This is a genomic window from Streptomyces sp. NPDC060000 (genome assembly GCF_042737375.1).
GTDB lineage: Bacteria > Actinomycetota > Actinomycetes > Streptomycetales > Streptomycetaceae > Streptomyces.
Window position 1 is genome coordinate 36566 of record NZ_JBHWUU010000068.1, and the last position, 20547, is coordinate 57112.

The 20547-nt window shown below is 71.5% G+C and carries 21 protein-coding genes; 11 read left to right on the forward strand and 10 right to left on the reverse strand.

Going from position 1 to position 20547, the window contains the following annotated elements; genetic code table 11:
* Nucleotides 1-31 precede the first annotated feature (31 nt).
* The 6 genes from ACFWBB_RS30670 (at nt 32) to ACFWBB_RS30695 (ending at nt 5470) form a co-directional block, all read left to right on the forward strand.
* Nucleotides 32-613: a pyridoxamine 5'-phosphate oxidase family protein gene (locus ACFWBB_RS30670; RefSeq protein ID WP_385278775.1), complete on the forward strand. Its 582-nt coding sequence runs from the start codon at nt 32-34 to the stop codon at nt 611-613.
* 140 nt (nt 614-753) lie between these two features.
* Nucleotides 754-1050: a hypothetical protein gene (locus ACFWBB_RS30675; protein WP_385278777.1), complete on the forward strand. Its 297-nt coding sequence runs from the start codon at nt 754-756 to the stop codon at nt 1048-1050.
* A gap of 226 nt (nt 1051-1276) precedes the next feature.
* A complete protein-coding gene (locus tag ACFWBB_RS30680) occupies nt 1277-1984 on the forward strand; it encodes a L,D-transpeptidase (protein WP_385278779.1) in 708 nt (235 codons plus the stop codon).
* A gap of 150 nt (nt 1985-2134) precedes the next feature.
* A complete protein-coding gene (locus ACFWBB_RS30685) occupies nt 2135-3517 on the forward strand; it encodes a ferric reductase-like transmembrane domain-containing protein (protein ID WP_385278781.1) in 1383 nt (460 codons plus the stop codon).
* 56 nt (nt 3518-3573) lie between these two features.
* Complete coding sequence (locus ACFWBB_RS30690) at nt 3574-4677, forward strand: FMN-binding protein (RefSeq protein WP_385278783.1); 1104 nt, start codon at nt 3574-3576, stop codon at nt 4675-4677.
* Complete coding sequence (locus ACFWBB_RS30695) at nt 4670-5470, forward strand: FAD:protein FMN transferase (protein WP_385278785.1); 801 nt, start codon at nt 4670-4672, stop codon at nt 5468-5470. Before ACFWBB_RS30690 ends, ACFWBB_RS30695 begins: the two co-directional genes overlap by 8 nt.
* 263 nt (nt 5471-5733) lie before the next feature.
* Here the strand turns inward: ACFWBB_RS30695 and ACFWBB_RS30700 are convergent, their stop codons facing one another.
* Genes ACFWBB_RS30700 through argC form a run of 5 tightly spaced genes read right to left on the reverse strand, consistent with a single transcriptional unit; the run spans nt 5734 to nt 10635 of the window.
* Nucleotides 5734-6279 carry an arginine repressor gene (locus ACFWBB_RS30700; protein ID WP_385278787.1) on the reverse strand — a complete coding sequence of 182 codons (546 nt, stop codon included), beginning with the start codon at nt 6277-6279 and terminating at the stop codon, nt 5734-5736.
* 30 nt (nt 6280-6309) lie between these two features.
* On the reverse strand, nt 6310-7497 hold the full coding sequence (locus ACFWBB_RS30705; protein WP_385278789.1) for an acetylornithine transaminase: 1188 nt from the start codon (nt 7495-7497) through the stop codon (nt 6310-6312).
* Nucleotides 7494-8435 (reverse strand): acetylglutamate kinase, encoded by a 942-nt coding sequence (argB, locus tag ACFWBB_RS30710; protein WP_385278791.1) that lies wholly within the window; start codon nt 8433-8435, stop codon nt 7494-7496. Before argB ends, ACFWBB_RS30705 begins: the two co-directional genes overlap by 4 nt.
* Complete coding sequence (gene argJ / locus ACFWBB_RS30715; protein WP_385278793.1) at nt 8432-9610, reverse strand: bifunctional glutamate N-acetyltransferase/amino-acid acetyltransferase ArgJ; 1179 nt, start codon at nt 9608-9610, stop codon at nt 8432-8434. Before argJ ends, argB begins: the two co-directional genes overlap by 4 nt.
* A complete protein-coding gene (argC, locus tag ACFWBB_RS30720; RefSeq protein ID WP_385278795.1) occupies nt 9607-10635 on the reverse strand; it encodes an N-acetyl-gamma-glutamyl-phosphate reductase in 1029 nt (342 codons plus the stop codon). Before argC ends, argJ begins: the two co-directional genes overlap by 4 nt.
* A gap of 202 nt (nt 10636-10837) precedes the next feature.
* On the opposite strand from argC, the gene ACFWBB_RS30725 reads away from it, so the two are divergent.
* Complete coding sequence (locus ACFWBB_RS30725) at nt 10838-11155, forward strand: hypothetical protein (protein WP_385278797.1); 318 nt, start codon at nt 10838-10840, stop codon at nt 11153-11155.
* 30 nt (nt 11156-11185) lie between these two features.
* Here the strand turns inward: ACFWBB_RS30725 and ACFWBB_RS30730 are convergent, their stop codons facing one another.
* Nucleotides 11186-13675, reverse strand: a complete 2490-nt coding sequence (locus ACFWBB_RS30730; RefSeq protein WP_385278799.1) for an alpha-L-arabinofuranosidase C-terminal domain-containing protein — start codon at nt 13673-13675, stop codon at nt 11186-11188.
* A 158-nt stretch (nt 13676-13833) separates the two neighbouring features.
* Here ACFWBB_RS30730 and ACFWBB_RS30735 point away from each other — a divergent pair, with 158 nt between their 5' ends.
* Complete coding sequence (locus ACFWBB_RS30735; protein WP_385278801.1) at nt 13834-14277, forward strand: DUF6314 family protein; 444 nt, start codon at nt 13834-13836, stop codon at nt 14275-14277.
* Here ACFWBB_RS30735 and ACFWBB_RS30740 read toward each other — a convergent pair.
* The 3 genes from ACFWBB_RS30740 to ACFWBB_RS30750 all read right to left on the reverse strand — a co-directional run bounded on the left by ACFWBB_RS30740 (nt 14259) and on the right by ACFWBB_RS30750 (nt 16961).
* On the reverse strand, nt 14259-14852 hold the full coding sequence (locus ACFWBB_RS30740; protein ID WP_385278803.1) for a histidine phosphatase family protein: 594 nt from the start codon (nt 14850-14852) through the stop codon (nt 14259-14261). The genes ACFWBB_RS30735 and ACFWBB_RS30740 overlap by 19 nt on opposite strands.
* Nucleotides 14853-14996: 144 nt before the next feature.
* Nucleotides 14997-15449, reverse strand: a complete 453-nt coding sequence (locus tag ACFWBB_RS30745; RefSeq protein ID WP_385278805.1) for a GNAT family N-acetyltransferase — start codon at nt 15447-15449, stop codon at nt 14997-14999.
* A gap of 24 nt (nt 15450-15473) precedes the next feature.
* Entirely contained in the window at nt 15474-16961 is a 1488-nt protein-coding gene (locus ACFWBB_RS30750) for a PLP-dependent aminotransferase family protein (RefSeq protein WP_385278808.1), read from the reverse strand.
* On the opposite strand from ACFWBB_RS30750, the gene ACFWBB_RS30755 reads away from it, so the two are divergent.
* Together ACFWBB_RS30755 and ACFWBB_RS30760 are read left to right on the forward strand one after the other, a co-directional pair.
* Nucleotides 16960-17958 carry a DMT family transporter gene (locus ACFWBB_RS30755; protein ID WP_385278810.1) on the forward strand — a complete coding sequence of 333 codons (999 nt, stop codon included), beginning with the start codon at nt 16960-16962 and terminating at the stop codon, nt 17956-17958. The two genes, ACFWBB_RS30750 and ACFWBB_RS30755, sit on opposite strands and share 2 nt — an antisense overlap.
* A 50-nt stretch (nt 17959-18008) precedes the next feature.
* Nucleotides 18009-18209 carry a DUF1918 domain-containing protein gene (locus ACFWBB_RS30760; protein WP_385278812.1) on the forward strand — a complete coding sequence of 67 codons (201 nt, stop codon included), beginning with the start codon at nt 18009-18011 and terminating at the stop codon, nt 18207-18209.
* 1 nt (nt 18210) lies between these two features.
* Here the strand turns inward: ACFWBB_RS30760 and ACFWBB_RS30765 are convergent, their stop codons facing one another.
* Nucleotides 18211-19431, reverse strand: coding sequence for a glycoside hydrolase family 10 protein (locus tag ACFWBB_RS30765; protein WP_385278814.1), 1221 nt, complete (start codon nt 19429-19431; stop codon nt 18211-18213).
* Between the two features lie 181 nt (nt 19432-19612).
* On the opposite strand from ACFWBB_RS30765, the gene ACFWBB_RS30770 reads away from it, so the two are divergent.
* Nucleotides 19613-20485 (forward strand): 3-hydroxybutyryl-CoA dehydrogenase, encoded by an 873-nt coding sequence (locus ACFWBB_RS30770; protein ID WP_385278816.1) that lies wholly within the window; start codon nt 19613-19615, stop codon nt 20483-20485.
* The last annotated feature ends 62 nt before the right edge of the window (nt 20486-20547 follow it).

Here is a 20547-nt window from a genome sequence, read left to right on the forward strand (position 1 = left end):
CGCGAAACACTTTCCCGGATAATCGTTAGACATGGGAAAGACCTACGAACGCATCGACGGCAGACTCCGCACGTTCATCGAGGAGCAGCCCCTCTTCTTCACCGCGACCGCCCCGCTGTCCGGCGACGGCACGGTGAACCTCTCCCCCAAGGGCCTCAAGGGCTCGTTCGCCGTCCTGGACGAGCACACGGTGGCCTATCTCGACTTCGCCGGCTCCAACGCGGAGACCGTCGCGCATCTACGGGAGAACGGCCGGATCACGCTGATGTGGTGCGCCTTCCAGGGGCCGCCGAACATCGTACGGATACACGGCCGCGGTGAACCGGTCTTCCGCGACGACCCCCGCTTCCGGGAGCTCCTCGCCCGCTTCACCGACCTGGACCCGACTCCCCACGGACTGCGCGCGATCATCGTCGTGCACGCCGACCTCGTACGGGACACCTGCGGGTACGCGGTGCCCTTCATGACGTACGACGAAGACCGCGAACTGCACGCCAAGCGGTTCGCGCGGGAGGACGACGAGTCCCTCAGTGCGTACTTCGCGAAGAAGGAGCACATCGCCACGAGCATGGACGGACTGCCCGGACTCCCGTTGCCCCTGCGCCCGATTTGACGTGCCCCATGCGAACTGCACAGACAGTCAACACCTGGGCCTCTTGGGGCATTTGACGGAATTCCCCCATCCGCCGCTCTCGTCCCCTGCGTGACTCACGCCTGCGCGCTCTCGCGCCGGCGCGAACACATGAGGGATGCATGTTCCGACCCGCACGCGAACCGCAGAGCAAACGTCATGCCCACTCCTCCTTCCACGTCGTCGGCGAGCAGATACTCGCCGAGTCGCGGGACGGCGGCCCCGCGGAGCCGCTGACCGCGTCCACCGTGGCGGACCGGCGCAAGTTCCGCTTCTCCCGGCTGGGCCCGAGCTCCAGGCCGGCCGAGCAGCTCGACCGGGACGCCCGCACCGAGCCGGCCACGGCGATGACGGACCCCGAGCGGGACCAGCCCGACCAGCCCGGGGTCCCGTCGGGGTTCACCTGCCTCGGCGGCTGAAGTCCGGGAGGGTGTGCCGAACGACCGTTCCCTCAGCCCGGTCGAGGACCCCAGGTCGAGGGACGTCTTCGAGTGACCGACCTGCTGCTGTACGCCTTCGAGGACCGGGCGGACCAGCTCAACCCACCGGCTCCGGTGACCTGGGCGGCCGTCGCGGGCTGCCGGCCCCGTGCACGGTCGGCCCACCCGGCCTGCCGGTGCCGCCGCCCGCGCTTAGCGTCTGATCATGCGCCCTCGCGTCGTCGCCACCGCCCTCGTCTGCGCATCCCTCGTCCTGCTCGGCGCGGCTCCGGGCACCGGGGCCCACGCGCCGCTGCCCGCGCGGATGGCGGACACCGGCGGCGGCACCCAGCTGATCACCGCCGTGGCCCCGCGGACCGGGTCCACCTCGGGCACGCTCATCTGGTGGGACCTGCGCAACGGGCGCTGGGTGCCGACCGGTTCCACTCCCGCGCGGTTCGGTGCGAAGGGCCTGGTCGAGGGCACCGCCCGCCGGCAGGGCAGCAACACCACGCCGACGGGCGTGTACGGCCTCCCGTACGCCTTCGGCATCCAGCCGGCGCCGCGCGGGACCTCGTACGCGTACCGCCCGGTGCGCCGGAATTCCTGGTGGTGTCAGGACAACGCCTCCCGCGCCTACAACCGGTGGACCGAGCCCCGGCCGGCGCACTGCCGGGCCGCCGAGTCCGAGCACCTGGTCACGTACCGGACGCAGTACGCGTACGCGCTGGTCATCGGGTTCAACTACGGCAAGCCGGTGCGGGGCCGCGGGGCGGGAATCTTCCTGCACGTGAGCGGGCGGGGGGCGACCGCCGGTTGCGTGTCGGTGCCGGTGGGGGCGATGCGGCGGATCGTGACCTGGGCCCGGCCGGAGGGAGGGCCGCACCTCGCGATCGGCACGGCCGGCGGCCCGACGGCGATCACCCGCTACTGAGCCTCACATGAACACCCTCCGTCGAACCACCGGCGTCCGGCCGACCCGGCTGTCGGCGGTCGCCTCCGGTAACCGGGTCCGCCTGACGCTGAACACTCCGCGACCGCGGCCCGTATTTGAGGGCCAAGGGTCCGTATCCACGGAGGAACAGTGACCACGACGATCGCCGGCGGCCGTGCCGCCCGCCGCCAGACGATGCGCCGCATCCGCCCGCGCCGCTCCCCGGCCGTCCCGTTGCTGCTCGCCGTATGGGCGGGCGCGGCGGGTGTGCTGTGGCTGTGGTGGCACAACACGCCGAACATCGCGGACGACAACAGCAAGATCCTCAACGCAGGACGGATCACCGGGCTGCTCGCCGGGTACCTGATGGCCCTCGTCGTACTGCAGATGGCCCGGGTGCCGGCGCTGGAGCGGCGGGTGGGCTCGGACCGGGTGGCGCGCTGGCACGCGATGAGCGGCCGGTACACGCTCTGCCTGGTCTTCGCGCACGTCTTCCTCATCATGTGGGGGTACGCGCTCCAGGCCGGCAAGACGCTGGGGGACATCGTCCAGCAGACGATCGACTCCATCAACCAGCTGCCGGACATGGGCAAGGCGGCCATCGGCACCGGCCTGTTCCTGCTCATCGGGCTGGTGTCGATCGGACCGGTGCGCCGCCGGATGCCGTACGACACCTGGTACCACATCCATCTGCTGACGTACGCGGCCGTGTTCCTGACGTTCTGGCACCAGATCACCACCGGCAACGACTTCGCGATCGAACCGACCGCGAAGACCGTCTGGTACGGGCTGTACGGCTCGGTCACCGCGCTGGTCCTCTGGTACCGCGTCATCGCGCCGGTGCGGCTGAACCTGCGGCACCGGCTGCGCGTCGAGGCGGTCATCGAGGAGACGCCGGGCATCGTGTCGGTGCTGATCGGCGGGCGCAAGCTGCACCGGATGGGCGCGGAGGCCGGACAGTTCTTCCGGTGGCGGTTCCTGGCACCGGGGATGCGGTTCAGCTCCCACCCGTACTCGCTGTCGGCGGCCCCCCGCCCTGACCTGCTGCGCATCACCGTCAAGGCGATCGGCGACCACAGCGCCGCGCTGCGTGAACTGCGGCCGGGCACGAAGGTGTGGGCCGAGGGTCCGTACGGCGCGATGACGGCATCCCGGCGCAGCCGCGGCAAGGTGCTGCTGGTGGCCGGCGGCGTCGGCATCACTCCGATGCGGGCGCTGTTCGAGACGCTGCCGGGCGCGGCCGGTGACATCACCCTGCTCTACCGGGCCAACAGCACGCAGGACCTGGCGCTGTGGGACGAACTGGCGAAGATCGCCGACGAGCGCGGGGCGCGGCTGATGTACGCCGTGAACAGCCCCGACGGGGAACGCCCCGACATCTCGGCGGAGTCCCTCCAGCGGAAGATCCCCGACATCGACAGCCACGACGTCTTCATGTGCGGACCGAACGGCTTCGCCCAAGGGGTGTACGAGGCACTGCGCGGCGCCGGGGTCCCCGCCCGCCGCATCCACCACGAGTCGTTCGAGATGTGAGCGACCCGCACGCACGGGAACCTCGCCACCAACGGGAATCAGGAGCTCAGGAAGCGATGAGGAAGAGCCACCCTCTTCGACGCGTCGTACTCGCCACCGCCGCCACCGTGTCCGGGGTCGTGCTGCTGCTGTCGCTGAAGCCGTCGACCGACCCGGGCGCCGCGCAGGCGTCGGGGGCGGGCACGGCGGCCCAGGAAGCGGCGCAGGGCGGGTCCGGAGCGGTCGTGTCGGGGACGATGACAGGTGACGCGGCGCAGACGCAGTACGGGGCCGTGCAGGTCCGGATCACCGTCGTCGACAACAAGATCACCAAGTCGGAGGCCGTCCAGGCGCCGAAGGGCGGCACCAGCGACCAGAAGACCGCACTCGCCGTCCCGAAGCTCAACGCCGACGTCGTCGCCAAGCAGAGCGCGAACGTCGACACGGTGTCGGGCGCCACGTACACCAGCGAGGGCTACAAGAAGTCCCTCCAGTCGGCGATCGACAAGGCGAACGCGAGCGCCGGGTCCGGGTCCTCCCAGGGGTCCGGCAGCGCACAGGCCTCCGGCGCCTTCACCGGGGACGCGGTGCAGACGCAGTACGGCGCCGTTCAGGTCAGGATCACGGTGGCCGGCGGCAAGATCTCCAAGGCCGAGGCCCTGCAGGCGCCCAAGGGCGGCACCAGCGACCAGAAGACCGCGCTCTCCGTCCCCAAGCTCAACCAGGAGGCCGTCGCGGCGGGCACCGCCGACATCGACTCCGTCTCCGGCGCCACCTACACCAGCGAGGGCTACAAGAAGTCGCTGCAGTCGGCGCTCGACAAGGCGAAGGCCGGTGCGGGTTCGTCTTCCGGTTCGTCGTCCGGCTCGGGGAACGCGGGGTCCTCCTCGGGGGCCGCGCAGGCCAAGACCGTGACCGGCACCGTCGCGCAGACACAGTACGGGCCGGTTCAGGTGCGGATCACGGTGGCCGGCGGCAAGATCTCCAAGGCCGAGGCCGTGCAGGCGCCCAAGGGCGGCACCAGCGACCAGAAGACCGCGCTCTCCGTCCCCAAGCTCAACCAGGAGGCCGTCGCGGCGGGCACCGCCGACATCGACTCCGTCTCCGGCGCCACCTACACCAGCGAGGGCTACAAGAAGTCGCTGCAGTCGGCGCTCGACAAGGCGAAGGCCGGTGGCTGACACCGTGGCCGAGTCGGCGGCGGCTCCCGCCGTGCTGCGTCATGCGGAAGAGGTCATGGGGACCGTCTTCTCCTTCGACGTACGCGGCGGGGAGGCCGGGGCGGTGAGGGCGGCGCTGGAGGAGGCGATCGCCTCGCTGCACCGGGTGAACGAGGTGTTCAGCACCTACCGCGAGGACAGCCAGGTGTCCCGGCTGGTACGCGGTGAGCTGACCGTCGAGGAGTGCGATCCGGAAGTGGCCGAGGTGCTGGAGCTGGGCGCCGAGGCGGAGCGGGTGAGCGACGGCTGGTTCAGCATGCGCTACCAGGGGCGGCTGGACCCGACCGGCGTCGTGAAGGGCTGGGCCGCCGAACGCGCGGCCCGTCTGGTCGCGGCGGCGGGCGTGAGCGGGGTGAGCGTCAACGGGGGCGGGGACGTGCAGTTGCTCGGCGTCCCCGGACCGGAGCGGCCGTGGCGGGTCGGGGTGTCGGATCCACTGCGGCCGGGCGGACTCGCGGCGGTGGTGTCGGCGGCGGGCGTCGACGAACTGGCGGTGGCCACGTCGGGTACGGCGGAGCGGGGGGCGCATATCGTCGACCCGCGCACAGGCCGGTCCGCGGTGACCGACCTGGTCGCCGTGACCGTGGTGGCACCGCAGCTGACCTGGGCGGACTGCTGGGCCACCGCGGCCTTCGCGATGGGCTCGCGGGAGGCGCTGGCATGGCTGGAGGCGCTCCCGGACGTCGAGGCGCTGCTGATCACGGCGGGCGACGAGGTGCGGTGCACCGGCGGGCTGGCCGGCCGACTGGGCTGACACCCACGCCCCCGTGAACCCCGGCCGCCGACGCCCGCCCAGGGGCGCGGGGAACCGCGCGGCCATCCCCCACCCGCACTCGACGCACACTCCGGCACCCGCCCACCCACGGGCGCCTGGAACCGCGCGACCAGCCCCAACCGACCCGCACCCGGAACACATCGGACAGCCCCTCCCAGGGGCCGCCACCCGGGTCCGTACCGCGCGCCGGACGGCGGCGGGACGGACTGCGCCGTCCGACCCCGCAAGCGCGGCGCCGGCCGCTAGTGCCCGTTCTGGGCCAGGCGCAGCAAGTGGTCCGCCAGCGCCTGCCCGCCCGTCGGCTCCCGGCTGATCAGCAGCAACGTGTCGTCACCCGCGATCGTCCCGAGGATGTCCTGCAGCTCGGCCTGGTCGATCGCCGAGGCGAGGAACTGGGCCGCACCCGGCGGGGTACGCAGGACCACGAGGTTGGCCGACGCCTCCGCGGAGATCAGCAGCTCCTGCGACAGCCGCCGCATCCGCTCCTCCTTCGCCGACTCCCCCAGCGGCGCCCGGGGGGTCCGGAAACCCCCCTCACTGGGCACCGCGTAGATCAGGTCGCCGTCGTTGTTGCGGATCTTCACCGCGTTCAGCTCGTCCAGGTCCCGCGAGAGCGTCGCCTGGGTGACGCTCAGCCCGTCGTCGGCCAGCAGCTTCGCCAACTGGCTCTGCGACCGCACCGGTTGCCGGTTGAGGATGTCCACGATCCGGCGGTGACGCGCGGTGCGGGTCTGCGGCACGGCGGGTCCGTTGACCCCGGCCTGCTCATGGTCCTGCGCGTGGCTCATCGTCGTCTCATTCTCCGGTTCTCCGGATCGTCACTCCCCGCTCGCCGCGGCTGCGTCGAGGATGCCGGGCAGCGCCCCGAGGAACGCCTCCACCTCGTCGTCGCCGAGGTTCAGCGGCGGCATCAGCCGGACGACGTCGGGGGCGGGCACGTTCACCAGGAATCCGGCCTCCTGAGCCGCCGTCCGCACCTGGGGCGCGCGGGGCTCGGTGAGCACGATACCCAGGAGCAGGCCCGCGCCCCGGACATAATCGATCAACGAGTGACCCGCACCCTCGATTCCGTCCCGCAACTTCTCGCTCTGCCGCTTGACGTTCTCCAGCAACCCCTCGTTCTCGATGGTGTCGAGAACGGCGAGTCCGGCGGCGCAGGCGACGGGGTTGCCGCCGAAGGTTGTGCCGTGGTGGCCGGGCCGGAGCAGCTCCGCGGCGCGCCCGAAGGCCACCGTGGCGCCGAGCGGCAGCCCGCCGCCGAGGCCCTTCGCCAGCGTCACGACGTCCGGCAGGACGCCCTCGTGGGCCTGGTACTCGAACCAGTGCCCGGTCCGGCCGACGCCGGTCTGCACCTCGTCGAGGACCAGCAGCGCGCCGGTCGCGGCGGTGATCGCGCGGGCGGCCTTGAGATAGCCGGCCGGCGGCACCACGACGCCCAGCTCGCCCTGGATCGGCTCGAGGACGACGAGCGCCGTCTCCTCGGTGACCGCGGCGGCCAGCGCCTGCGCGTCGCCGAACGGCACGTGCGTGACGTCGCCGGGCAGCGGCAGGAACGGGTCCCGCTTGCCGTGCTGGCCGGTGAGCGCGAGGGCGCCCATGGTCCGGCCGTGGAAGGCGCCCTCGGTGGCGACCACGTGGGTCCGCCCGGTCAGCCGGCCGATCTTGAAGGCGGCCTCGTTGGCCTCGGCGCCCGAGTTGCAGAAGAAGACCCTGCCGTCCCGGCCGAAGTGCTGGAGCAGCCGTTCGGCGAGCGTGACGGTCGGCTCGGCCATGAAGAAGTTGGAGATGTGGCCCAGGGAGCCGATCTGCCGGCTCACGGCGTCGACGACGGCCGGATGGGCGTGGCCGAGCGCGTTGACCGCGATGCCGCCGACGAAGTCGAGGTACTCCTTGCCGTCGGCGTCCCAGACCCGGCTGCCCGCACCGCGCACGAGGGGCAGCAGCGGGGTGCCGTAGTTGTTCATGAGCGCGCCCTGCCACCGCGCGGTCAGTTCCTGGTTGCTCATGACGGCTCCCCCTGTGCGTCCGGCCGCGCGGCCGGCTCTGCGTGCGGCTTCTCGTCGGGCACGACCATCGTGCCGATGCCCTCGTCGGTGAAGATCTCCAGCAGGATCGAGTGCTGCACCCGCCCGTCGATGACGCGGGCGGTGTTCACGCCGCCTCGCACGGCGTGCAGACAGCCCTCCATCTTCGGGACCATCCCGGAGCTCAACTCCGGCAGCAGCTTCTCCAGTTGGGAAGCGGTGAGGCGGCTGATCACCTCGTCGCTGTTCGGCCAGTCCTCGTAGAGGCCCTCGACGTCCGTGAGGACCATGAGGGTTTCGGCGCCAAGTGCCGCAGCGAGTGCCGCAGCCGCCGTATCAGCATTGACGTTGTAGACATGTCCGTCGTCCTGGGAGCGGGCGATCGACGAGACGACCGGGATACGGCCGTCCGCGAGCAGCGCCTCGATGGCGCCCGTGTCGATCGCGGTGATTTCGCCGACCCGCCCGATGTCGACCAACTCGCCGTCGATCTCGGGCTGGTGCTTGGTGGCGGTGATGGTGTGCGCGTCCTCGCCGGTCAACCCGACGGCGAGCGGCCCGTGCTGGTTGAGCAGTCCGACCAGCTCACGCTGGACCTGCCCGGCGAGCACCATCCGTACGACGTCCATGGCGTCCTCGGTGGTGACGCGCAGGCCGGCCTTGAACTCGCTGACGATGCCGTGCTTGTCGAGGGCGGCGCTGATCTGCGGGCCGCCGCCGTGCACGACGACGACATGCAGACCGGCCTGCCGCAGGAAGACGACGTCCTGGGCGAAGGCGGCCTTCAGGTCCTCGTCGATCATGGCGTTGCCGCCGAACTTGATGACGACGGTCCTGCCGTGGTGCCGGGTCAGCCAGGGCAGCGCCTCGATGAGGATCTGGGCCTTGGGCAGGGCGGTGTGCTTACGGGTAGTGCTCATGACGAGTATGCGCTGTTCTCGTGGACGTAGTCCGCGGTGAGGTCGTTGGTCCAGATGGTGGCGGTCTCGGAGCCGGCGGCCAGGTCGGCGACGATGTGCACCTCGCGGTAGCGCATGTCGACCTTCTCGCGGTCCTCGCCGACGCCACCGTTCTTGCAGACCCAGACGCCGTTGATGGCGACGTTGAGCCGGTCCGGCTCGAAGGCGGCCCGGGTGGTGCCGATCGCGGAGAGCACGCGGCCCCAGTTGGGGTCCTCACCGTGGATCGCGCACTTGAGGAGGTTGTTGCGGGCGATGGAGCGGCCCACCTCTACGGCCTCGTCCTCGCTCGCCGCGTTGACCACCTCGACCTTGATGTCCTTGCTCGCGCCCTCGGCGTCCCGGATCAGCTGCTGGCCGAGGTCGTCGCAGACGGTCCGTACGGCGGCGGCGAACTCCTCGTATTCGGGGGTGACTTCGGAGGCTCCGGAGGCGAGCAGCAGCACGGTGTCGTTGGTCGACATACAGCCGTCGGAGTCGACACGGTCGAAGGTGACCCTGGTGGCGGCGCGCAGCGCCTTGTCCAGGGTCTCGCTGTCGACGTCGGCGTCGGTGGTGAGGACGACCAGCATGGTGGCGAGGCCGGGAGCGAGCATGCCCGCACCCTTGGCCATGCCGCCGACGGTCCAGCCGTCCTTGGTGACCACTGACGTCTTGTGGAGCGTGTCGGTGGTCTTGATGGCGATGGCGGCCTTCTCGCCGCCGTGCGGGCTGAGTTGCGCGACGGCCTTGTCGACGCCCGGCAGGAGCTTGTCCATCGGCAGGAGCACACCGATGAGGCCGGTCGAGCACACGGCGATCGTGCCGGCGGCGTGGCCGCCCGTCTCGTCGAGCCCCGCGCTGTTGAGGGACTCGGCCGTCTTCTCCGCGGTCGCGTGGGTGTCCTGGAAGCCCTTCGGCCCCGTACAGGCGTTGGCGCCACCCGAGTTGAGGATCACCGCGGACAGCTGTCCGCTCTTGAGGACCTGCTCGGACCACAGCACCGGCGCGGCCTTCACGCGGTTGGAGGTGAAGACGCCCGCGGCGGACAGACGGGGCCCGTTGTTGACCACGAGGGCCAGGTCCGGGTTGCCGTTCTGCTTGATCCCGGCGGCGATGCCCGCCGCCGTGAATCCCTTGGCTGCCGTGACGCTCACGGTGCGACTCCGATCGTGGAAAGCCCGGTGCTCTCGTCGAGTCCGAGGGCGATGTTCATGCTCTGGAGGGCGCCGCCCGCGGTGCCCTTGGTCAGGTTGTCGATGGCACTGATGGCGATGATGCGCCCCACGGCCTCGTCGTAGGCGACCTGCACCTGAACGGCGTTGGAACCGTGAACGGACGCCGTGACGGGCCACCGGCCCTCGGGCAGCAGGTGCACGAAGGGCTCGTCGGCGAAGGCCTTCTCGTAGGCGGCGCGGACGGTCTCGGCGGTGACGCCGGGCTTCGCCCTGGCGCTGCACGTGGCGAGGATGCCGCGGGACATCGGCACCAGGGTGGGCGTGAAGGAGACGGCGACCGGCTCGCCCGCCGCCGCGCTCAGGTTCTGGATGATCTCGGGCGTGTGACGGTGGCCGCCGCCGACGCCGTACGGGGAGACCGAGCCCATGACCTCGGAGCCCAGCAGATGCGTCTTGGGCGACTTGCCGGCGCCTGAGGTGCCGGAGGCGGCGACGATCACGGCCTCCCGCTCGGCCAGGCCGGCCGCGTACGCGGGGAAGAGCGCGAGCGAGACGGCCGTGGGGTAGCAACCGGGGACCGCGATGCGCTTGGACCCCTCCAGCGCCGCGCGGCCGCCCGGCAGTTCGGGGAGGCCGTACGGCCAGGTCCCGGCATGCGCGGAACCGTAGAACCGCTCCCAGTCGGCCGCGTCCCTCAGCCGGAAGTCGGCGCCCATGTCGACGACGAGGACCTCCGGGCCGAGCTGTTCGGCGACGGCGGCGGACTGGCCGTGCGGCAGGGCGAGGAAGACGACGTCGTGTCCGGCGAGGACCTCGGCGGTGGTCTCCTGGAGGACCCGGTCGGCCAGCGGCAGCAGATGCGGCTGGAGCGCGCCCAGCTTCTGGCCGGCGTTGGAATTGCCGGTCAGGGCGCCGATCTCGATCCCGGGGTGCGTGAGGAGCAGGCGCAGCAGCTCTCCGCCCGCGTACCCGCTCGCTCCGGCCACCGCCGCACGTACCACCATGACTCCTCCTCCTGGATGGCATGACTATACGTTTCGCTGCACGTTTATGCAATCCATGCGGGGGTGGGCCTGGGTGGGGCCCCGGAGTGATCTTTGCCCGGACCCCCGGGCTGCGTAACCTCGACCCGGTGATCGCCATGTCACCGATGACCGGCCTGGACCGACCGGCTTCACCGCGCGCGAGCCGGGGGTGTGGACCGACGTGGCGGGACTCGTCCTGTCGGTCCACTTCTTCCCGCTCGTCCCGGACCTGCCCGCGCCGGTGCAGGAGCCGCAGCGGCTCGCCACGGGGCTCACGCACCTCGTGGCCGGGGCCGGCGGCGGGCTGATCGAGGCGGTGCCCGGCTCCGTGGACGGCGTCCCTGCGGTGCGCCGGCTGGTCAAGACGCCCCTGGGGAGCCGGCCGGGGCAGGCGTTCCTCGGCTCCTGGACCGTGCCCGGGGCGGGGTCCGGCACGGTCGCGAAGGTGCAGGCCGCCGAGGGCGCCACGACCGGGATGCGGGAGGCCCGACGGGCGTGAGCGGCGGCCGCGCACGCCCGTCGGGATCCGCTAGCGCTGCCTGATCCGCAGGAAGGTGATCGAGTTCGCCGGGAAGGTGTAGGTGAACTCGCCGGTGACCCCGGTGAAGGTGGAGGTCACCGGGGCGACCGCGGTCGCGGCCTCCGTGTTGACCGCGTCCGGCGCGGCGGCCAGCGTGGTCACCTTCGCCCTGGACGCGACCTTGGCGCCGCCGAGGTCGATCGCCGTACGGGCTTCCGCGGACTGGGCGTTGACGACCTTGACGATCAGGTCGCCGGTCTTCTTGTCCCTGGTGACGACCTGGCGGAACGGTTCGGCCGGCTTGTCGTCGGTGAAGCTGCCCCACTCCTGGCCGTCGAGGTAGAGCGTGACCTGGCGGCCCCGCACCTTGACGTCGACGTCGTAGGCGCGGCCCGTCTCGACGGACCCGGCCCTGGAGATCAGCGTCGACTTGCCGCCGTCCACGGCCTGCTCGACGGCGGACCGGGTGTTGTTCCAGCCGCCCAGGTTCCACCAGTAGTAGTTGCCGGTGTCCTTGACGCCGAAGGCGACCAGGAAGCCCTCCTTGCCGGACTTCTTGGTGGCCTTCACGTGCAGGTCGTAGTCGTGCCAGGCGGCGTCACCGGCCGAGACCATGGTGTTCTCGGCGGCGGTGTCGGTCTGCACGTACTGCCCGTCCTGGAGCGACCAGCTGCCGCCGCCCGTGTGCGTCCAGTTCGAGGTGTCGCCGGAGAAGTCGTCGCTCAGCAGCGCGTCGCCGTCGGCGTCGGTCACCCGCACGTCGTCGTAGGCCGCGCCGGTGGCCCAGGTCGACAGTCCGACGGCGCCGGTGATCGGGCCCTGGAGGGACGGGGTCCCGGTGGCCGTCGACGGCACCACCCGGTCCCCGACGTTCGTCATGAACAGCTTCTGGACCTCGTAGTTGGCCGAGTTCCAGGAGTCGTGGTTGTTGAACCACACCATGTCAGGGCTCCACTGCACATAGTCCTCGTTGGCGAACAGCGGCGCGTAGGAGGCGAGTTTCACGACGTCGGCGTTGCGCTCGAGGCCGGTCATGTAGGCGGCTTCGGCGAGGCCGTTCTTGAAGGCGTTGCCCTGGGAGGCGTATTCGCCGAGGAAGACCTTGGGGCCGCCGCGGTCGTAGGAGTCGTAGCGGTCGTTGTTCTGGAGGAACCACTGCGGGCTGTTGTAGTAGTGCTCGTCGACCATCGCGACGTCCGCGTCCCGGTTGAGCTGCCAGGCCGTGTCGAAGGTCGAACCCGAGTCGTCGGGGCCTGAGTTGGAGATGACGGTGATGTCCGGGTACTTCGCCTCGATCGCGGCGCGGAACTGCTTGAAGCGGGCGAAGAACTCGACGGGCAGGTTCTCCTCGTTGCCGACCTCGAGGTGGGTGAGGTGGAAGGGCTCGGGGTGGCCCATCCGGGCACGCTTCCTGCCCCAGGTGGAGGTGACCGGCCCGTTGGCGAACTCGATGAGGTCCAGGGTGTCCTGGATGTGGCGCTTCAGCAGCGCGTCGTCGACGACGGCCCCGTTCTGGCCGCAGCCGGTCACCAGGGCCGGCACGACGGGCAGCGGCATCGCGCCGATGTCCTCGGCGAAGCGGAGGTACTCGTAGTAGCCGAGGCCGTAACTCTGGTTGTATCCCCAGAAGTTGGAGTTGACGGCGCGCTCCTCGACCGGCCCGACGGTGTCCTTCCACTGGTAGGAGCGGGCGCGCTGCCAGCCGGAGGCCTCGCTGTAGTCCTGCATGGAGCCGGTGTTCACCAGACAGCCGCCGGGGAAGCGCACGAAGCCCGGGTGCAGGGCGGCGATCTTCTCGGCGAGATCCTTGCGCAGACCGTTGGGTTCGTTCTTGTACGTGTCCCGGGGGAACAGGGACACCATGTCGAGGGCGGCCGCGGCCGAGGAGGCCACGGTCAGGCGGCCGGCGCTGCTCGTGCGGTTCGCGGTGAAGGCCGCCCGGTACCGGGCCCAGCCACCCGTGCGCACATCGACCCTGCGGGCGGTGGCCAGCGCGCCGTCGGCGTCCTGGAGGCTCACGGTGAGCGCGCTGCCGCTCTCGGCGCGGGCCCACACCGAGAATTCGTACTTCTTGCCCTGCTCGACCCGGACCCCGGTGTTGTATCCGGCGTTGGTCACGGACGAACCGGCGGCCAGGGAGAGGTAGTTGCGGTTGCGGTCGTTGAGACGGCCGGCGTCGTCCATGACCTGCGCGGCGCCGTCGACCGTCCAGGAGGTCAGCGGGGTGTACGACCTGTTGTCGACGGTGGAGTACTCGAAGGACCGGTTCTGCACGAGTTCGGCGTACAGGCCGCCGTCGGCCGCCCGGTTGATGTCCTCGAAGAACACGCCGTACATCGAGTCGTCGATCTTCGCGCCCCTGGCGGTGGGATCGACGGTGATGACGTAGTCGGTCACGGCCTCGGCGTGCGCCGGGACGGGGACGAGGGCGGTGGCCGTCAGAAGGGCGGTGGTGATGAGACCCAGTCTCCAGCGGGTGCGGGTGGTGCTGCGTGACATGGATGACTCCGCGGCTCAGTGATGCGAGGTGTATGTCAGGGGATGCCAGTTGTTCGATATACAGAACGGCGATCAGCACTTCGAACGGCAAGATAGGGAGGAGGCCGAGACGCGTCAATGGGGCTTACGGCGACGGCTGTGACGAAGGGCGGCACCCGATGGGCGAGTTCCGGCCAGTGCCGGACGTACTGGCGTACCTGGCGGGGAGCTGGCGGGTGGAGCGGTCGGTGCGGGACCGGAAGAGCGGCGACGAGGGCCGCTTCGAGGGAGTGACCGCGTTCAGCCCGTTGGACGGGCGCGGGCTGCTGCACCGGGAGTCCGGCACGTTCGTCTGGCTCGGGGTCCCCCGGCCCGCCGAGCGCACCCTGCGCTTCCTCCCGGGGCGGACGGCCGGTACGGCGGACGTACGGTTCGCCGACGGCCGCCCCTTCCACCACCTGGACCTGACCACCGGGCGGCACGTGGCCGACCACCCCTGCTCCGCGGACCTCTACCGGGGCGAGTTCACCGTGCGCGGCGCGGACCACTGGCGGACGGTCTGGCGGGTGGCGGGACCGGCCAAGGATCTGGTGCTCACCACCGACTACGCGCGCGTCGGCTGAACCGGGGCGCCTTCTAGCCGGAGGTTCCAGCGACCGCCCCGGCCCGTGACGGTGGACGTGGACAGCGGACGCACATCGATGTTCCAGTACGTCGAGGGCGGCGCCTTGAGCGCGTACACCAGGGCCGCACGGATCACGCTCGGCTCGGCGACGGCGACGATGCGGCCGCCGTCCCCCACCGGCCGCGTGTCGAGCCAGCCGCCGACGCGGGAGATGAACGCCAGCAGCGACTCGCCGCCGTGCGGAGTGGCGAGCGGGTCGGCGAGCCAGGCGTCCACGGCCTCCGGCTCGCGGGCCATCGCCTCACCCAGGGTGAAGCCGCGCCATCGGCCCATGTCGCAGTCCCGCAGGGCGAGCTGCACCAGCGGGGCGTAGCCGAGCGCGTCGCCGGTGGCCCGGCTGCGCGGGGTCGGCGAGCAGTAGCGCAGCTCGGCGGCCGCGAGCGGCAGCAGGGCGTCGGCCACGCGCAGCACCTCACCCCAGCCGTCCTGGTCCTGTGGCCGGTCGTCCTCGAAGCGTTCCGCGAGCAGCGAGGAGCTGCGAGCAGCGGCGACGAACGTGACCCGAAGTGGCATGCGGTGATGGTGAGCCGCACAAGTGAGCAGGTCAAGAGGTGTTGGGCCACGGCCGGAGGAAAACTTACCGACGGGTCAGGATCTACCGGAAAAGTCCCCTGAAATCAGCGCCGCGTTCCTGCCGCCCCGTTCACGCCGCCCCGTTCACGCCACCCCGGGCTTCTCGAAGATCAGCGCCATCCACCGGTCCGGCTTCTCCAGCGGCTCGAAGCCGACCTGCTCGTAGACCCCGTGCGCGTCGTGCGTGGCGAGCAGGACCCGGCGCAGCCCGTGCGGACGCAGATGGTCGCGTACGGCGGCGACGAGAGCCGTCCCGATGCCCTTGCCCCGGACCGCCGGATCCACGTAGACATCGCACAGCCATGCGAAGGTGGCGAGGTCGGTCACGACCCGCGCGTAGGCGACCTGCTCCCGCGACGCGGTGTCGTAGACGCCGAAGTTCAGTGATCCGGCGATCGCCCGGTCCTGCTTCTCCCGCTCGCGCCCGGTCGCCCAGTACGCGTCCGTGGAGAGCCAGTGGTGCACGCGCCCGGCGTCGAGGCGGGCGGGGTCGGCGGAGATCTCGTAGCCCTCGGCGAGGGGCGGGGTGGCGTTCATGGCCGGATCCTCACAGGGTCGCGTTCACGATGTCGAACCATTTGCGGGGAACACCTCGTCGCACGCCGCCCGCAGCCGCCGCACCCCCTCCGCGATCTCCTCCGTCCCGCCGACGGCCGCGAAACTCAACCGCACATGGGCGGCCGGCGGTTCGGCGCTGAAGTAGGGCCGGCCGGGGGTGAGGGCCACGCCCGCACGCAGGGCGGCGGCGGTGAACGCGCTTTCTCCCCCGGAGCCGAAGGCCTGGGAGGTGCTCCCGGTGCCGTCGGGCAGGCGCAGCCACAGGTGGTAGCCGCCGGACGGGATGTGCGGGAGGGACAGTTCGGGCAGCCGCAGCCGCAGCGCGGCGGTCATCGCGTCCCGCCGGGCCCTCAACTCGGCTGCCACGGACCGCAGATGACGCGGCCAGGCAGGCGAGCCGACGAGTTCGAGGGCCGCTTCCTGCAGCGGGCGGGGCACGAAGAAGCTGTCGACGACCTGGATGGCCCGCAGGCGTTCCAGCACCGGGCCGCGGGCGGCCAGCGCGCTGACCCTGAAACTCGGCGAGGTCGCCTTGGTCAGCGAGCCGACGTGGACGACGACGCCGTCGGGGTCGTCGGCGACGAGCGGGCGCGGCAGCTGCCCGGCGTCCTCGTGCGCGAGCCGCCGCACGAAGTCGTCCTCGACGATGAACGCGCCCGCCTCCCGCGCGATGCGCAGCACCTGCCGGCGCCGGTCGGCGGCGAGGACGGCGCCGGTCGGGTTCTGGAACAGCGGCTGGCAGACGAAGACCCGGGCGCCGGTCGCCCGGAACGCGTCGGCGAGCAGTTCCGGCCGGACGCCGTCGGGGTCGACCGGGACCGGTACCGGGCGCAGTCCCGCCGCCCTGGCGATCGCGAGCATGCCCGGGTAGGTGGGCGACTCGACGAGGACCGGGGCCCCGGGCGGGGCGAGGGCGCGCAGGGCGGTGGTGAGTGACGCCTGGCCGCCTCCGCTGACCAGCACCTCGGCCGCGCCGACGGAGCCGCCGATGGTCCGCGCGAACCACTCGCGCAGCTCGGGCAGGCCCTCCATGGGCGGCCGGCCCCATGCGCCGGGCCGCCGCCCGGCCCGGGCCAGCGCCGCGGCCATCGCCCGCTCCGGCTGCAACGAGGGATGCAGATAGCCGCCGTTGAACTCGATCACGCCGGGCGGCGGGGCGGCCAGCGAGACGGTGACGCCGGCGGCGTCCACCGAGCGCGGGACGAGGTCGGCGGCGCCGTCCGCGCTCAGCGCGACCTCCTGCCAGGAGGTGTCTCCGGCGGGGGCGGCGGTCGCGGACGACGGCCGGGCCCGGAAGGCGCCCGCACCGGGCCGGGTGACCACCAGCCCCTCGGCGGCGAGCTGCGCCAGCGCCCGCGAGACGGTCACGGGGCTCACCCTGAACCGTTCGACCAGAGCCCGGCTCGACGGGAGCTTTCCACCGGGAGAGTAGCGGTCGAACTCCCGCCGCAGCTGATCCGCCAGCTCACTCACACTGCTACGCTCTTGCATGAAGACAGAGAGTAGCGCTACCGAGCGACCCGCGATAGCGGTGAGCACCGCTGACGGCACTCCGTACGGCACTACGGACGGCAGTGCGGACAGGCCCCCGGCCGACAGTCCGGACAGCACCCCGGCCGGCATCTCACGGACGGGGGGCTACGGCACCCTCCTGGCCGCCCTCGGGGTCGTCGCCTTCTCCCTCACCTTCCCCGCGACCGCTTGGGGTCTCGAGGGCTTCGGCCCCTGGGCGCTCGTCGCCGTGCGCAGCGTCCTGGCCGCGCTGATCGCGGGCGCGTGTCTGCTCGCCCTCCGGGTCCCGCCGCCCGCCCGGCGGCACTGGGCGGGACTCGCCGTCGTGGCCGCCGGGGTCGTCGTCGGCTTCCCGCTGCTCACCACGCTCGCTTTGCGGACGTCCACCACCGCGCACGCCGCCGTCGTGGTCGGTCTGCTCCCGCTGACGACCGCGCTGCTGTCCGCCCTGCGCATGGGGACCCGCCCCTCCCGCACCTTCTGGGCGGCCGCGCTGGCTGGTGCCGCCGCGGTGGTGGCGTTCACCGTGCAGCAGAGCGGCGGGGCCCTGACCACCGCCGACCTGTACCTGTTCGGGGCGCTGCTGGTGTGCGCGGCCGGCTACACCGAGGGGGGCCGGCTGGCCCGGGTCGTGCCGGGGTGGCAGGTCATCGGCTGGGCGCTGGTGTTCTGCCTGCCGCTCACCGTGCCCGCAGCCGTGCTCGCCCTGGCCCACGAAGGCGCCCGCCTGACCGCGCACAGCGTGGCCGGGCTGCTGTGGGTGGCGGCGGGCTCGCAGTTCCTCGGCCTGGTCGTCTGGTACCGGGGCATGGCCGCCATCGGCATTCCCAAGGCCAGCCAGTTGCAGTTGGCCCAGCCCCTGCTCACACTGGTGTGGTCGGTGCTGCTGCTGGGCGAGCACCTCACGCCCGCCGCTCCGCTGACGGCTGCCGCCGTGCTCGTCTGCATCGCCGTCACACAGCGGGCGCGCGGCTAGTCCCGGCAGAAGGCAGCGCCGGTCCCGAACCCGGTGAGGAGGCCTCGCAGATGCGCGCAACCACGGGCGACCAGCTTGTCCAGCACGGCAGGGTGGTCGGGCAACACGACAAGGTCGGCGAGATCGTCGAAGTACTGGGCCAGGGAGGAAATCCCCCGTACCGCGTCCGCTTCACGGACGGGCACGTGGGCGTCTGCTCGCCCGGCCCCGACACCGAGATCCGGCACCGTATGACAGAAGAACAGCGCTAGATCAGCGCGGGGGCTCCGCCGGCTGCCGGTAGTGGTCGGCGACCACCCGCGCCATCGCCCCGATCGGGTCCGTCCGTACGTCCTTGGCTGCGAAGAAGACGTGCCCGCGCACCTGTGGGTGAGCGGCGGCCAGCTCGAGATGGTCCGAGAGTTCGGCCGGGTTCTGCCAGGCCGCGGGCTGCGTCGGGTCGCCCGCCCGGTACAGGGCTTCACCGAGATAGAGGCGGGTGCGGCTGCCCTTCGCCACCTCCGCCCACCAGGGCACGAGCTTGGCGTAGTCGGCGGCCGACAGTCCGATGTTCCAGTAGAGCTGCGGGACGACGTAGTCGATCCAGCCCTCCCGGACCCATTTGCGGGTGTCCGCGTGGATGTCGTCGTACGACTGCAGCGCCCGGGTGTCCGAGCCGCGCGAGTCGGTGGAGGCGTTGCGCCACACCCCGAAGGGACTGATCCCGAACTGGGTGCCGGGCCGTACGGCCTTGATCCGGGCGGCCGTCTCCAGCACCAGCTGGTCGACGTTGTCGCGCCGCCAGGCCGCCCGGCTGGGGAACGCGCTGCCATGGGCGTCGTACGCGGCCTCGTCGTCGAAGGTCTGGCCGGCCACCGGGTACGGATAGAAGTAGTCGTCGAAGTGCACGGCGTCCAGGGGGTACTTCTTCACGGCGTCGAGGATCGCGTCCTGCACGAAGGCGCGGACCTCGGGCAGGCCCGGGTTGTAGTAGAGCCGCCCGCCGAACGGGACGACCCAGTGCGGGTGCCTGCGCGCGGGGTGGGAGGCGACCAGCCTCGTGGGGTCGTCGTGGGTCGCGACCCGGTACGGGTTGAACCAGGCGTGCAGTTGCAGCCCCCGCGCGTGGGCCTGCGTGACGGCCGTGCCCAGCGGGTCCCAGCCCGGCGACTTCCCCTGCGTGCCGGTGAGGACCTGCGACCACGGCTCGTAGGGCGAGGGCCACAGGGCGTCGGCCGCGGGCCGCACCTGGAAGATCACCGTGTTGAGCCGCCGGCTCACCGCCAGGTCGAGCATGGCGATCAGTTCGGCGCGCTGCGCCGCGGCGGTCAGGCCGGGGCGGGACGGCCAGTCGCGGTTGGTGACGGTCGCCACCCACATCCCCCGCATCTCGGTCGCCGCCCGCCGTTCCCTCACGGGGGCGGCCGCCGCGCCCGTCGTGGTGAACGCCGACAGCGCTGCCAGCGCGAACGCCCGCCGGGTCAGTCGCCCCATCGCACACATCCCCACACACTCTGCGGATCCGCTCGGTCACGGATCGTGTCGCGCTCCAGCATGCCTCCACCCCGGCGATCGATCATCGATACTTGCTAGTAACGTGCACGATCGGAGCAGGGCGACCGGGACCCGGCCGACCTGCACCTGCCATCAGAGACAGCGCGGCGAAAGGGACGATGTGACGGGCACCCCAGCGGGAGATCTCTCACGGGTCGGAGTGGTGGGCTGCGGCCAGATGGGGGCGGGCATCGCCGAGGTCTGCGCCCGCGCCGGTCTGGACGTCAAGGTCGCCGAGACCACCGGCGAAGCTTTGGAGATCGGCCGGACCCGGCTGTTGAACTCCCTGGCCAAGGCCGCCGAGCGCGGCAAGATCTCCGAGGAGGAGCGGGACGAGGCGCTCGCGCGCCTCAGTTTCACCACCGACCTCGGCGAGTTCGCCGACCGCGACCTGGTCATCGAGGCGGTGGTCGAGAACGAGCAGGTCAAGACCGAGATCTTCCAGGTTCTCGATCAGGTCGTGACCCGCCCGGACGCGATCCTCGCCTCCAACACGTCCTCCATTCCGCTGGTGAAGCTGGCGGTCGCCACCTCGCGGCCCGACCATGTGGTCGGCATCCACTTCTTCAACCCGGCTCCGGTGCAGCAGCTCGTCGAGCTGATCCCGGCGCTGACCACCTCCGAGGGCACGCTCAGCCGGGCGCAGCTGTTCGCCGAGAAGGTGCTGGGCAAGCACGCGATCCGCGCCCAGGACCGGTCCGGCTTCGTCGTCAACGCGCTGCTGATCCCCTATCTGCTCTCCGCGATCCGGATGTTCGAGACGGGCATCGCCAGCCGCGAGGACATCGACAACGGCATGGAGATGGGCTGCGCCCACCCGATGGGCCCGTTGAAGCTGTCCGACCTGATCGGCCTGGACACCGTCGCCTCGGTGGCGCAGAGCATGTACGACGAGTACAAGGAACCGCTGTACGCCGCTCCCCCGCTGCTCCAGCGCATGGTCGACGCGGGCCGGCTGGGCCGCAAGACCGGCTCGGGCTTCTACGCGTACTGATCACCCACCGTGTCCCCTTCGGGCCCGGCGCACCGGTGAGCGCCCGGCCCCCGCCGGTCGCT